Origin of the sequence: Lacibacter sp. H407 (assembly GCF_037892605.1) — a bacterium.
Classification (GTDB): domain Bacteria; phylum Bacteroidota; class Bacteroidia; order Chitinophagales; family Chitinophagaceae; genus Lacibacter.
The window spans coordinates 1-12,974 of record NZ_JBBKTU010000001.1 but is presented as its reverse complement, the minus strand read 5'-3'; the positions used below and the strand labels follow the sequence as shown (position 1 = coordinate 12,974).

Sequence of the window (12,974 nt, the reverse complement as noted above, 5' to 3'; positions counted from 1 at the left end):
TAGTATATTTACTGACAGTTTAGTGTTTTCCATATAGTCGCTGATCAAAGAACTTGTATAGATGTGACGGTAAACGTTTGTTTTTGTTACATCTGAAGCACAAAATTCTTTTCTTTTTCTGGTGAAATGGAGCTAATTAAGGATGGATGGCATCAATGAAATGTTAAGCAAAATCACACCCTTATGAAGTGTGTAAAACGCCGGATGAATGGATGAAAACACCGATCTAAGTGGTATCCCCTGAATATGTGATGTGGGACGAACGGTTTTAGCCTTCTGCCTTTTCCTGTTTTTCTGTACGAATTCGTTTTGCAAGCCAGCTTTCTTTAACAGGAATAAGCCAGTTGTTTTCCAGTTCCTCTTTTGTTTGTACGAGGTTGTTGATATAAACAGTGTCGGCTTTTATAAAGCCGTTATCAAAGGCGTATTGTAACTGACCAAGGGGGAGAAGTTCAATTTTCTCCTTTATGATAAAGGCAAGATTTTGCCTGTCGAACATCGATACCTTATATAGTTGTTCAATTTCTTTGATGAGGCGAACGCTGCTGTCGGTGCTGCATCCGCTAACCCCGGTGGCCCGTTCATCGGCCATTAATAGAATGAACTGACCAAAGAACAAAGTGCCGAATCCTTTTACAGGCGTGCCATGGCTTTTCCAATTCTCTACAAAATGGTTCAGTAGATCCTCTATCTGCAATGCTTCTCCCAAACTGAATAAACGGCTGCTTTGGTAAACCCATACACGTGAATCGGCTGCAAAATCGGCTGGCAGTAAATGTTTATAGTCTAAGTTCATGCTGCAAAGGTAACAAGAGTTGTTGTTTACATCGGCAAATCAGGTCTGCTCCTTTTTTCGTTTCTGCTTCAGATAGTTGCGGATGGCATCATAAGCGGCAAAACAAATACCGATCACAGCAATTACCAACAGGTACTTATTCCAGTCGGGGAAGAGCTCATTGTTTGCTGCGCCACTGATTTTTCCAATCAACCAGCGGATGAGGTTAATCAAAACAAGAATTACTCCACATAATAAGGAGATAAAGAATGCCACACCAACGTAATGAAAAAATGCAGCTCTTGAGGATTTGAACTGCTGCAGCTCGTCCGTTTTTGCATCAGCTTCCTTTCTGTACCAGGTATCGGAATCGAGCAAACCGAGGATCATTCCAAAAATGAGATAGCGGATAACGCTTTGCTGAAGAACCCTGTTGAGCGAAAGGTCATGTTCGATCCAATCAACCAGAAAACGGATGATGAGAAATACCAAAAAAAACAAAACTGTTCGTTGTAGAAAGTTCTTCCAGTTAAAGCTGTGTAGTAGGTTTCTCATTCAGTATTCATTTGTCGGCAGGCAGTATCAAAGGCTGGCGGCTACCAGTTCAGCCACATCCATTACCTGAACGGATTCTTCTTTTTCGGCCACTTTTACGCCATCCGTCATCATAGTATTACAAAACGGACAGGCGGCTGCTATAATAGATGCACCGGTTTCAACAGCTTCGTTTGTACGTTCCCAGTTAACACGTGTAGTACCTTTTTCTTCTTCTTTAAACATTTGTGCTCCACCAGCACCGCAACACAAACCATTGCTGCGGCAACGTTTCATTTCTACCAGTTCTGCATCCAACGCTTCTAATACTTTACGTGGCGCTTCATAAATATTATTGGTGCGACCCAGATAGCAACTGTCGTGATAGGTGATCTTTTTTCCTTTGAATGATCCACCTTCTTTCAACTTGACTTTCCCCTCATCGATCAATTGTTGTAGTAAGGTGGTGTGATGGATCACTTCATAATTACCGCCCAACGCAGGATATTCGTTTTTCAACGTATTAAAACAATGCGGACAGGTTGTAACGATCTTTTTAATTCCGTATCCGTTCAGCACCTGTATATTATTATAGGCCATCATCTGAAAAAGAAATTCATTACCTGAACGGCGTGCAGGATCGCCGGTACACATTTCTTCTTTACCAAGAATGGCAAATTTAATTCCGGCTTTATCTAAAATCGTAGCAAATGCTTTGGTGATCTTTTGTGCACGTTGATCAAAACTACCGGCACAACCAACCCAAAAAAGTACTTCGGGTGTTTCATTCGCTGCCATCATTTCAGCCATTGATCTTATTTGCATATCAATCGATTTTGTTTCAAAACTAAGTGAAACGAGCGAAATTACAGGCAGCTGTTTGCTCATATGTTCAATGAGGCGGTTATCTTTGATTTTCATGTTGAAGAAATTTTTTGAGCGATTGACGAACTGGGAATTGTGGCCGTTTGCAGTCATTTATTTTCCTATCAGTTTTGTGTGGATCTGGTACATGATCCGCAGCAGGGCGTTTTGGTTTTTTACCCCATCAAACCCCACCATTGCTTTTGGCGGTTTTGAGGGTGAAGGAAAAAAAGAAATGTATGATCAGTTGCCGCCGCATACAGTGCCACGTACGATATACATCATGCATGATCTTTCATTTGAAAAAGTAAAACAGATATTGACGGAAGCAGGGTTTACCTATCCGTTTATTGTAAAACCGGATGTGGGGATGAAGGGGATCCTCTTTCGTAAAATTGATACAGAAGATCAATTGCAGAAATATCATGAGCGCATACCCGTTGAATATATTGTGCAGGATTTAATTGAACTGCCTGTTGAGGTAAGTGTATTTTATTACAGGCATCCATCTTCAACAAAAGGAACCGTGAGTGGTTTTATTCACAAGGAACTGTTGCATGTGGTTGGCAATGGAATGCATACATTAAAAGAGTTGATTGAAAACCATCCACGTGCCAAACACCGTATGTTGGAAATGGAACACCGGCATATCCATCGGTTTGATCGTGTAATAGAGAAAGATCATATTTTTTATTTATCGTACGCCGGAAACCATAACAGGGGAGCGCATTTTACAAATCTGCATACAGAGATCGATGAACGGATGCACAAGGTGTTTGATGAGTTAAGCCATTATTCAAAGCATTTTTATTACGGACGATACGATATTAAAACAACAAGCCTCGAAGATTTGAAAGAAGGAAAGAACTTTCTCATTCTTGAATATAATGGGTGCGGTGCCGAACCGAATCATATCTACGATTGTAATATGAGTTTGATAGATGCATACCGGGAAATTCTGAAACACTGGAAAGCATTGTATGAGATCAGCAAATACAACCACCGGAATGGGTTTCCATACTGGAGTTTTCAAAAGGGTTATCAATTCATCAGGCAATCACAACAACACTTTAAGCTGTTGCAGAAATATGATTAATTTCATAGATCAATTCAATTATGAGCACCGATCAGAAATTTCTACTCATCCGCAATTACGATCTGTTTTCGCATATTACCGATGAGGAATATGAGGAACTGAACCTGGATCATCATTTCATTGAAGCTCCGAAAGGTGAATACATTTATTTCGATTCGCAGTTTCATAACAAACTTTACTTTCTCAAAGGAGGCACTATTAAGATCGGTTATATTGATGATGAAGGAAAAGAAGTGGTGAAAGAAATCATTCGTGAAGGTGAAGTGTTTGGACAATTTACACTCGAACGGGATAATCTGAATGGCGAGTTTGCACAGGCATACAAAGCCGATGTTTCTCTTTGTGCTTTCAACATTGAAGATTTTGAAAAATTGCTCAAATCAAAACCCAATATTGGGTTTCATTTTACAAAACAGGTGGGGCAGAAGCTGCGGAAATTTGAGAACCGTTTGGTGAATCTGCTCAATAAAGACGTAAAGACCAGGCTGGTTAATTTTCTTGTAATGCTGGCAAGAGAAGAAGGTGAAACAACAGATGGGGAAAAATTCGAGATCCATAATTTTCTTACACACGAAGATATTTCCCAGTTGATTGGCAGCAGCCGGCAAACGGTAACAACCATGTTAAATGAATTGGAAACAGCAGGCTTCATCACTGTTACCCGACAGTTGATCAATATCCCATCCGTTAAAAATCTGCAAAAGAGTTTGGCTGTCAGTTAAACGACATTGAAGGGCTGCGCATCACTCTACTTTTGTTTCATTAAACTACTATAATGAAACAGGTTATTTTATTTTTTTTGTTTTTTAGTTCTGCATTGTTTGGTAACGCACAGGAGCAGAAGCGTATTCAATCGTTTAATCTGGAAGATGGGTTGGCGGTGCAAGGATATGATGTGGTCGCCTATTTTACTGAGGGCAAAGCAGTAAAAGGAAGTGCTGCTAATACTGTTTTTTATCAAGGTGTGAAGTACCGCTTCTCGTCGGTTGCCAATAAAGAAGAATTCAAAAAAAATCCATCGAAGTATGAGCCGCAGTATGGTGGCTGGTGTGCCTTTGCAATGGGCGATTATGGAGAAAAAGTAGAGATCGATCCTGAAACATTTAAGATATTGAATGGAAAACTTTATCTCTTTTACAATAAGCGCCTTAACAATACACTCAAATCCTGGAATAAGAACGAAGCAAGTTTGAAATCCAAAGCTGATATTAACTGGGCAAAATTCTTTCATTGATCATCTCATCAAACAACCACATGTCAATCATTAAACCACTTCACATTTTTTTCTGGATACTTCGGCTTGTTGCAGCGATCATTTTGTTACAAACATTGTTCTTTAAGTTTACTGCAAGCGAAGAATCAGTTTATATTTTTTCAACCATAGGAATAGAACCCTGGGGCCGGATTGGAACAGGAGTAATGGAATTAGTTGCTGCATTGTTATTATTAATTCCCCGAACAACTGCTATTGGCGCATTACTTGCAATAGGGCTGATGAGTGGCGCATTATTTTTTCATTTCACCACACTTGGTATTGAAGTAAAAGAGGATGGCGGACTTTTGTTTGCCTATGCCGTTATTGTACTTGTTTGTTCTGCTATTCTGTTATTTGTGTATCAGTTACAGATCAGGCAGCTGCTGCAAAGTATAAAACAACTGAAATAATCATTCACATCTATGAAAGACATTCGATATTCAATAGTAATTGCCATGTTGCTGATAAGCACATCTGCAACATCACAACAGTTTGTTCCGGTTAATGGACAGTCAACTGTTCAGTTCACTATTTCTAATCTCGGATTTGATGTTACGGGAACATTTGGAGGATTGCAAGGGTCTGTTTGGTTTGATGAAAAGAACCTTGGTAGTTCATCCGTGAATGTTACTGTTGATGCAGCTTCTGTTGATACAGATAACAGCACACGGGATAAGCATTTGCGTGGCGCTGATTATTTTAACGTAAAAACTTATCCACAGATTCGACTCTCCTCTGTAAAAATTGCAAGATCTGCTACACCCGGCTATTACGTACTTTTTGCAAAGCTTACTGTTAAGGACACAACAAAAGATATCAGTTTTCCTTTTACAGCAACCCCTGAAGCCGGAGCGTATCGTTTTAAAGGCGAGTTTTCAATTAAGCGAAGAGATTTTGATGTAGGAGGAAAAAACACAATTTCCAATGATTTAAAAGTGAAACTGAACGTACTCACAAAAAAATAAGTATTTTTAATTATAACGTACAAATCAATATGCAGCTTTACAATGCCATCAAGGCATCTTTTCAACAGCTTACCAATGTACTTGATCAGTTAACACCTGAGCAATACAAAGCACCTTCCACTAATTTATCCGGTTCGTCTATTGGTCAACATACACGTCATATTATTGAATTGTTTCAATGCCTGCAGGCTGGATATGATTCCGGTCGGGTTTGCTACGATGAACGGAAACGTGATGAACGTATTGAAACCGATCAGGTGTTTGCTCAAACCTTGTTGAATGAAATTGCTGCAACACTGGAACACTCAAATAAAGAATTACAACTGATTGGCGTGTATGATGAAGTTGCAACCGAGCAAATGGAAGTTGCATCGAATTATCATCGTGAATTATTATACAATCTCGAACACACCGTACATCATATGGCATTGATTCGTGTTGGATTAAAAGAATTCAATGCGGAGCCTGTAACTGAATATTTTGGAATTGCATCTTCAACTATCCGTCACCGTGAACAATGTGCACAGTAACTTATATACCCGTTAACAATTCTTTTTTTCTTACATCAAACAGAGATGAAAAAAAGGTGCGGCTGAAAGCCGAGCAACCACAATGGTACAAATTCGCCAGTGGTCATTTATTATTTCCGAAAGATGGCAATGCCGGTGGTACTTGGATGGCATTACATGAAAACGGAAATGCAATGGTGCTGCTCAATGGCGGATTTGTCAATCATCAATATGCACCACCATACCGCAAGAGCAGAGGATTAATTTTCCTTGATATTTTTGATCACCCACAACCATTGTCAGCTTTTGAACAAATTCATCTGCATAAAATTGAACCGTTCACTTTAGTGATTCGCCAAGCCGATCAATTGTTTGAAGCAAGATGGAACGGACAGGAAAAATCAATCAAAGAATTGAATGCAGCTTCATCCTATATATGGTCATCAGCTACGTTATACAATAACGAGATCATTCAAAAGCGTGAGCAGTGGTTTGCCTCTTTTTTAAAAGAATATGAAACGATCAACGGAAAAGAGATACTTCACTTCCACCGCTTTGCAGGTGATGGCGATGATGCAAATGATATAATGATGAACCGCAACAATGAACTCTTTACGGTAAGCATTACGCAACTCCACCGCAAGGAAGATATTTCTCAAATGCATTACCACGATCTCGTAACAGATCAACTTTTTTCACAGGAATACGATCATTCCATTTCAACTGTACATGCGATTGTCTAAACTGTTTACGCATCACCCGTTTTTCATTCGTTTGCTAAATTGGGAGTATTGGAATTTTTCTGCGGTATATGGACTCATCTATCCAATTTTTGCATGGCTTTGCATACGGGCGGGCGGTAAGTATTTTTTTACAGCCGCTAATCCCACCATTGCCAACGGTGGATTTTTAATGGAGCAAAAACAGGACATCTATCCATTACTTCCCGAGGCATTTTATCCCGCCTATTTTTTTGTAAAGGCAGGAACTTCCGTTGCTGACATTCAACAACAGATCATTCAACATCAATTCCGGTTTCCATTGATTGCAAAACCCGTGATTGGTATGCAGGGTAAAGCGGTGAAGAAACTGGAATCAATTGATCAATTACAACAGTACGCATCGGTATGCACGGTTGATTATTTGATACAGGAATTATCGCCTTACAAACACGAAGTAGGTATTTTTTATTATCGTATGCCTGACGAAGCGAACGGACAAATCACCGGTGTTGTGGCAAAAGAACCCATGACGGTTGTTGGTGATGGTGTTTCATCATTGTATCAACTCATCATGGAAGTGCCACGTTATATTTTGCAGATCGATGCGTTAACGCAGATCTACGGACAACGCATGCAGCAGGTTTTAGTGAAAGGTGAAGAATTGATTTTAGCACCTTACGGCAACCATGCAAGAGGATCGAAGTTTGTTGATTGGACAGAGAGAGCCGATGAGGTAATGCAAAAAAATATTGATGCTGTTTGTAAACAGATCAATGGATTTTATTACGGACGTTTGGATGTGATGTATACTGATTGGGACAATCTGCGGAATGGAAAGAACTTTCATATTATTGAACTCAACGGAGCCGGCAGTGATCCAACTCATATGTACGATCCAAAACATTCCATCTTTTTTGCATGGCGGGAGATCATCCGGCATTGGATGATCTTATGGCGGATCAGTAAGATCAATCATCAAAAAGGCCATCCTTACATGACATTACGGGAAGGTGCGGCTATGTTTCGCAGTAATGCTGTACACGTAAAAGCACTGGATGAAATTGCCTTGAAATTATAACCGGTTTTTTACCCCAAGCCTTTATATTTGTTTAATGCCACAGGTAGTTAAAATTTTAATGTGGGGCTTTATCATCAGTTTTTTAGGATCGCTTCCGCTGGGAACACTCAACGTTGCTGCTATGCAGATCGGAATCACAGATGGTATCAAGCCTGCACTATGGTTTTCTGCAGGTTCACTCACTGCTGAAATTATTTATGTACGTCTTTCATTGGTTGCCATGGACTGGGTACGCAAGCAGGAAAAATTATTGAAAGCATTGGAGTGGGTAACAGTTGTAATTGTGGTGGCGCTTGCTGCATCAAGTTTTTGGGCCGCCATTCATCCCGAAGGAGATAAGAATGTGATCCTTTCAAATACCATGCATCGTGGAGCTTTAGGATTTACCATGAGTGCATTGAATCCGGTACAGATCCCTTTCTGGTTTGGATGGAGCACGGTTTTGTTTACCAAGAATATTTTGAAACCGGGTTTCTGGAATTATAATTTATACATCATCGGCATTGGTATTGGAACGCTGGCAGGTAATTGTGCATTTATTTTTGGTGGGCGATTACTGGCAAATCAGTTGAAGGCCACCAACACCATTATGAATTATGTGATTGGCTCTGTTTTTTTAATAACAGCCATTATACAGATCATCCGTATTTACAGCAAAAAAGATACAGCACATCAATTAGAACATCCGGAAGAAATTACATCGGGGTTGGAAAAGAAGATTCATTAGGATGTCGGATTTCTGATCGCTGATGGAGGATGAATAATGAACGTCCGCATTGCTGCTATGGTTACTTCTGTTGAACGGAGCGTCGCCAATGTGGATGCTATGAAAATCTTCAGTTGGTTACAAAATGAACACTACGATTGCTGCATTTCCTCCGCCCACTTATCACGTTCATCAGGACTGAATTTCCACGGTGCAAAATTATTTTCAACATTGCTGAACATGGCATTCCATTCGCCGGGTGCATTACTGTCTTCCATGATCAATGAACGGCGCAGTTCAAGAATAATACTTAACGGATCAATGCTTACCGGGCATTCTTCCACGCATGCATTGCAGGTTGTACAGGCACGTAGTTCTTCAACCGTTATATGATCATTCAACAATGTTTTACCATCATCTTTAAATTCTTTATTGGCATTGATGTTTCGGCCCACTTCTTCCAGGCGGTCACGTGTGCTCATCATGATCTTTCTTGGACTTAATAATTTACCGGTTGTATTGGCAGGACAAGCCGCACTGCATCGACCACACTCTGTACAGCTATACGCATCCAGCAAACTTTTCCAACTCAGATCAAACACATCCTTGGCACCGAATTTTGATGGGGGAGCAGCATCCGTTGGCGCAAGCTCCGGTTGCATCATGTATTTCACTTCATTTTGTACAGAAGTCATATTCGTCATGGCGCCTTTGTTTGTCAACCGACCATACCATGCGTTCGGGAATGCCAGTAAAATATGCAAATGCTTGCTCCATGGTAAATAGTTGAGGAAAGCGAGAATGCCAAGTATATGCAACCACCATGCACTGCGTTCAATAGCGATCAAACTTGTTTCAGACAAACCGGTAAGTGAAGGTGCCAGTAAACCGGAAAGAACAAAATTGCCGGTATCAGCATAATGAGCAACACCATTTAATTGTAAAGCACGATCGGTAGCGTTCATCAGCAGAAATAAACTCATCAATACAATTTCTGTGATCAGGATATTGTTTGCATCGCTGCGGGGCCAGCCATTGAGATCGTTGCTGAGAAAACGTTTGAGCTGTAAACTATTTCTGCGTACAAGAAAAATAACACAGGCAACCAATACGCCCAACGCCAACAGTTCAAAAGAGTTGATCAACAAACTATAAAATGAACCAAGCACCGGCAGAAATAAACGGTGTGTTCCCAACACGCCATCCAATACAATTTCGAGCACTTCAACATTAATGATCACAAAGCCGAGATACACGATCAAATGCAGTACAGCCACCAGCGGATTTTTAAACATCTTCTTTTGCCCCAGCGCAAGTAAGAACATATTTTTCCAGCGTAGCGATGGATTGTCGGTAAGGTCTTCTTTCAATCCAAGAAAAATATTTCTTCTTATTTCCTGCACTTTCTTACTGAAGAACCAAACGGCCCCGGCAAAACAAAGCACAAACAAAACCTGTTGAACGATCTGCATACAAACGTTATTTGTATTGCTAAGGTAAGAGTTAATAGTTTAGGGTATAGGTGTAGGTATTCCTTCTTTTTTGTTTCCTTATTTCTTCGCATCTTTAGTTTCTGAATTATGGAGAAGAAATACATTTTAGATAAAGAAACCACAGCACGTAAACTCAAGAGACTTGCTTTTGAAATTGTAGAACGCAATCATGATGAGCACCAGTTATTTTTTGCTGCCATCCGGCAAAGCGGATTAACGGTTGCAAAATTGCTGGCAACAGAGGTAATGGCAATCAGCAATATTCATGTGGAGTTGGTGGAAGTAACCTTAGATAAAAAATATCCGGTAGAAGTTTTTTTGAATCGTGAAATCGGATTCAACAATCAATCGGTGATATTAATTGATGATGTTGCAAATAGTGGTAAAACATTACTCTATGCACTCAAGCCTTTCTTACATTTTCAGCCACGTAAAATTCAAACATTGGTGTTGGTGGAACGTACACATAAAACATTTCCTGTACAACCCGATTATGTTGGGCTGTCGGTAGCCACCACCTTAGAGGAACATATTTTTGTAGAATTACAGGGCGATGAAATTACGGGTGCTTACCTTGTCTAGTTCAATTTCAGTTCAAATAATTTGCTCCAGTTTTTTCCTGTAACAAAAAGGCGATTAGCACTGCTGTCCCAGGCAATGCCGTTCAATACTTTTTCGCTGCTGTTGGCAGCGTTGAGTTCTGGATAGGTTTGCTTTAACGAACTCAGATCAAGTAAGCCCACCACATTTCCTGTGGCCGGATCGATCTTTAAAATATCGTTGCTTTGCCAAACGTTGGCATAAATAAATCCATTGATGAATTCCAGTTCGTTGATATTGTTCCGCAGGCCGTTATGGTCTTGTATGCTGATGCGGCGAAGTTCTTTTAATGCGGCAGGATCCCAGAAATAGATATTGCTGCTACCATCACTTACAATTAATTCTGTTCCGTTATGTGTAATTCCCCAGCCTTCATGGTTGTAGTTGAACTCCTGTAATTGTTTAAATGTTTTGAGATCATACACAAAGCCCTTCTTGTTTTGCCAGGTGATCTGGTACACTTTATCATTTAATATAGTGATGCCTTCCCCAAACAATGGAGAATCGATTATTACCTTTTTTATTTTTTGTCCGGTTGTTAATTCAACAGGCCCGATCCATGAACCATTGTTGAGTGCATTGTCTGGGTTGCCGGTACTTTCATACAACACACCTTTGTAATACATCAGGCCTTGTGTGAATGATGTAGTATCATGCGGATAAACATTCAGCATCGTAAAACCTAATTGCACCGGTGCCGGAATTGTAGAAAATGATTGTGGTTCGTTCTGTTCTGTACCATTGTTACAGGAAGCAAAAACAGCAAGCAATAAAAGAGGGAAAATAAAATGTTTCATATAAGTAGAAAATCAAAAATAGGTAAATGAATGGGAACAGTTTGTGAATGATGTGTAAAGAAAGCAATTCCGGATTTTTTGACAATGGCGTATTTACAAAAATCCCGATGAGTAAATAAAACCGAGAAATGAATAGTAAAAAAAAATATGTTTCAATGCCCAAAAAGGGTATTGCATATGTTAAAAAATGTGTTTACGTTTACAATATTCAAATCTACTCCCCCCTGAAAGCATACACCGTTTCTATGTTTCTGTAATCATTACCTCTATGCTTTCCTTCCCCTTGAATTGCTTTAATGCCAATCAATCCTTTCTTTAAATTTCAATCATCCAATCAAACCGGAATATTCAGTTAGTATGTAATTGAACCAGTAGTACTTGCTTCAGTTTGAAGCCAGGCTTTCTATTGTTTAAATTATAATGTCCTGTCTTTAAGATCCTCTTACTCAACTCTCCTGTGAAAGGTTAATTATTATTCACAAAAAATTCGACAATGATGAACAAACTGCTACGCACCTTCTCAAAAAAAGGTGAGAAAAACGATCGTTGCAGAAACTGGATCTGGCGACAGATGCTTTTTCTGCTCATGTTCTTTGCAGCTTTTAGTCCAACCGGGCTAATGGCACAAGTCAATCCGGAAATCGACGGTAACCCCGTCGATTGGAACTCGGCTAACTTCAACTTATTCGCTGTTAAACAGTATCGGCTTGATGCGTTTGGCAACGGGGTTGTTGATAACCAGTTCACCGAAGGTTCTAAAGATTTTTTCCCGGCCAATCAATTAGTCTGGTCTGTTAGTCAAACCAAGGCAAAGAACGACATCGCCAATGCTGCAGCCATCATTCGGGATGGTGTTTTGTATTTTGCAGGCGACCGTACATCCAATAATGGTGACGCACAGATTGGTTTCTGGCTATACCTGAATGGAACAGGCCCTGTTACAATTGGCGGCAATAATATTTTCAGCCCGCCACATGTTGATGGTGATGTGTTGGTACTTGCCGATTTTACGGGCGGCGGTCGTAATGCAACAGTAGTTATTTATCAGTGGGATGGTGATGGTAATGGAAATGTTCCCAATACAAACGGGAATCTTCGAACAACAAATCTTGTTGGTACTGTTGCAGAAAATAATGACAACCAATATCCAATTCCTACAGGGTGGTCGTTTATTCAGCCTACTTACGACTATAACATGTTCTATGAAGGAACAGTGAACCTGGCAGGTCTGGGTGTTTTGAATTTATGTAATACAAGTTTTATACTCGAAACAAGATCTTCTCAATCAATTACAGCTTCTCTTGATGACTTTGCCTCAGGCGCATTTAATGTTACACCAACTGTAACAGTTAATTCACCAACTGTTTGTACAAGTGCACTTCCTGCTACAATTACCGCAACACCAGGTATTCCGGGTGTATATAATTATGCATGGACTGTACCTGCGGGTGCAGCAAATCCAGGAAACGTTGCAAGCTTTAATGCAACCGTACCAGGTGTATATTCAGTTATTCTTACACGGCCGGGACTTAATTGTCCATCCGAGCCAGGTGCAGGTACGTTAACTGTTATAAATACAG

General features: G+C 40.0%; 16 protein-coding genes. 11 read left to right on the top strand and 5 right to left on the bottom strand.

What is annotated here, in order from left to right; genetic code table 11:
* Window positions 1-268: 268 nt before the first annotated feature.
* From WG989_RS00080 to WG989_RS00070, 3 genes are read right to left on the bottom strand one after another with little or no spacing between them, the layout of a single operon-like run.
* The gene (locus tag WG989_RS00080) at window positions 269-796 is read right to left on the bottom strand and encodes a hypothetical protein (RefSeq protein WP_340426436.1); all 528 of its coding nucleotides are present in this window, start codon (window positions 794-796) and stop codon (window positions 269-271) included.
* A 39-nt stretch (window positions 797-835) separates the two neighbouring features.
* A complete protein-coding gene (locus WG989_RS00075; RefSeq protein ID WP_340426435.1) occupies window positions 836-1,330 on the bottom strand; it encodes a hypothetical protein in 495 nt (164 codons plus the stop codon).
* 27 nt (window positions 1,331-1,357) lie between these two features.
* Entirely contained in the window at window positions 1,358-2,230 is an 873-nt protein-coding gene (locus WG989_RS00070) for a (Fe-S)-binding protein (protein WP_340426434.1), read from the bottom strand.
* On the opposite strand from WG989_RS00070, the gene WG989_RS00065 reads away from it, so the two are divergent.
* Genes WG989_RS00065 through WG989_RS00025 form a run of 9 tightly spaced genes read left to right on the top strand, consistent with a single transcriptional unit; the run spans window position 2,229 to window position 8,525 of the window.
* Window positions 2,229-3,269: an ATP-grasp domain-containing protein gene (locus WG989_RS00065; RefSeq protein WP_340426433.1), complete on the top strand. Its 1,041-nt coding sequence runs from the start codon at window positions 2,229-2,231 to the stop codon at window positions 3,267-3,269. The two genes, WG989_RS00070 and WG989_RS00065, sit on opposite strands and share 2 nt — an antisense overlap.
* A 20-nt stretch (window positions 3,270-3,289) precedes the next feature.
* A complete protein-coding gene (locus WG989_RS00060) occupies window positions 3,290-3,991 on the top strand; it encodes a Crp/Fnr family transcriptional regulator (RefSeq protein WP_340426432.1) in 702 nt (233 codons plus the stop codon).
* 53 nt (window positions 3,992-4,044) lie between these two features.
* Window positions 4,045-4,503, top strand: coding sequence for a YHS domain-containing (seleno)protein (locus WG989_RS00055; protein ID WP_340426431.1), 459 nt, complete (start codon window positions 4,045-4,047; stop codon window positions 4,501-4,503).
* A 20-nt stretch (window positions 4,504-4,523) separates the two neighbouring features.
* A complete protein-coding gene (locus tag WG989_RS00050) occupies window positions 4,524-4,934 on the top strand; it encodes a DoxX family protein (protein WP_340426430.1) in 411 nt (136 codons plus the stop codon).
* A gap of 12 nt (window positions 4,935-4,946) precedes the next feature.
* Entirely contained in the window at window positions 4,947-5,489 is a 543-nt protein-coding gene (locus WG989_RS00045; RefSeq protein WP_340426429.1) for a YceI family protein, read from the top strand.
* Window positions 5,490-5,518: 29 nt separating this feature from the next.
* A complete protein-coding gene (locus WG989_RS00040) occupies window positions 5,519-6,019 on the top strand; it encodes a DinB family protein (RefSeq protein WP_340426428.1) in 501 nt (166 codons plus the stop codon).
* Entirely contained in the window at window positions 6,007-6,741 is a 735-nt protein-coding gene (locus tag WG989_RS00035; protein WP_340426427.1) for an NRDE family protein, read from the top strand. The genes WG989_RS00040 and WG989_RS00035 overlap by 13 nt, the downstream gene beginning before the upstream one ends.
* Window positions 6,728-7,798, top strand: a complete 1,071-nt coding sequence (locus WG989_RS00030) for an ATP-grasp domain-containing protein (protein WP_340426425.1) — start codon at window positions 6,728-6,730, stop codon at window positions 7,796-7,798. The genes WG989_RS00035 and WG989_RS00030 overlap by 14 nt, the downstream gene beginning before the upstream one ends.
* 34 nt (window positions 7,799-7,832) lie before the next feature.
* Entirely contained in the window at window positions 7,833-8,525 is a 693-nt protein-coding gene (locus tag WG989_RS00025; protein WP_340426424.1) for a LysE family translocator, read from the top strand.
* Window positions 8,526-8,656: 131 nt separating this feature from the next.
* Here WG989_RS00025 and WG989_RS00020 read toward each other — a convergent pair whose 3' ends face one another.
* On the bottom strand, window positions 8,657-9,976 hold the full coding sequence (locus WG989_RS00020) for a 4Fe-4S dicluster domain-containing protein (RefSeq protein ID WP_340426423.1): 1,320 nt from the start codon (window positions 9,974-9,976) through the stop codon (window positions 8,657-8,659).
* 108 nt (window positions 9,977-10,084) lie between these two features.
* Between WG989_RS00020 and WG989_RS00015 the strand changes: the two genes are divergently transcribed.
* Window positions 10,085-10,579: a phosphoribosyltransferase family protein gene (locus WG989_RS00015; protein ID WP_340426422.1), complete on the top strand. Its 495-nt coding sequence runs from the start codon at window positions 10,085-10,087 to the stop codon at window positions 10,577-10,579.
* Here WG989_RS00015 and WG989_RS00010 read toward each other — a convergent pair.
* Window positions 10,576-11,394, bottom strand: coding sequence for a glutaminyl-peptide cyclotransferase (locus WG989_RS00010; protein WP_340426421.1), 819 nt, complete (start codon window positions 11,392-11,394; stop codon window positions 10,576-10,578). The two genes, WG989_RS00015 and WG989_RS00010, sit on opposite strands and share 4 nt — an antisense overlap.
* A 496-nt stretch (window positions 11,395-11,890) precedes the next feature.
* Between WG989_RS00010 and WG989_RS00005 the strand changes: the two genes are divergently transcribed.
* Window positions 11,891-12,974: hypothetical protein (locus WG989_RS00005; protein ID WP_340426420.1), on the top strand; the 1,084-nt coding region annotated here is incomplete at its 3' end.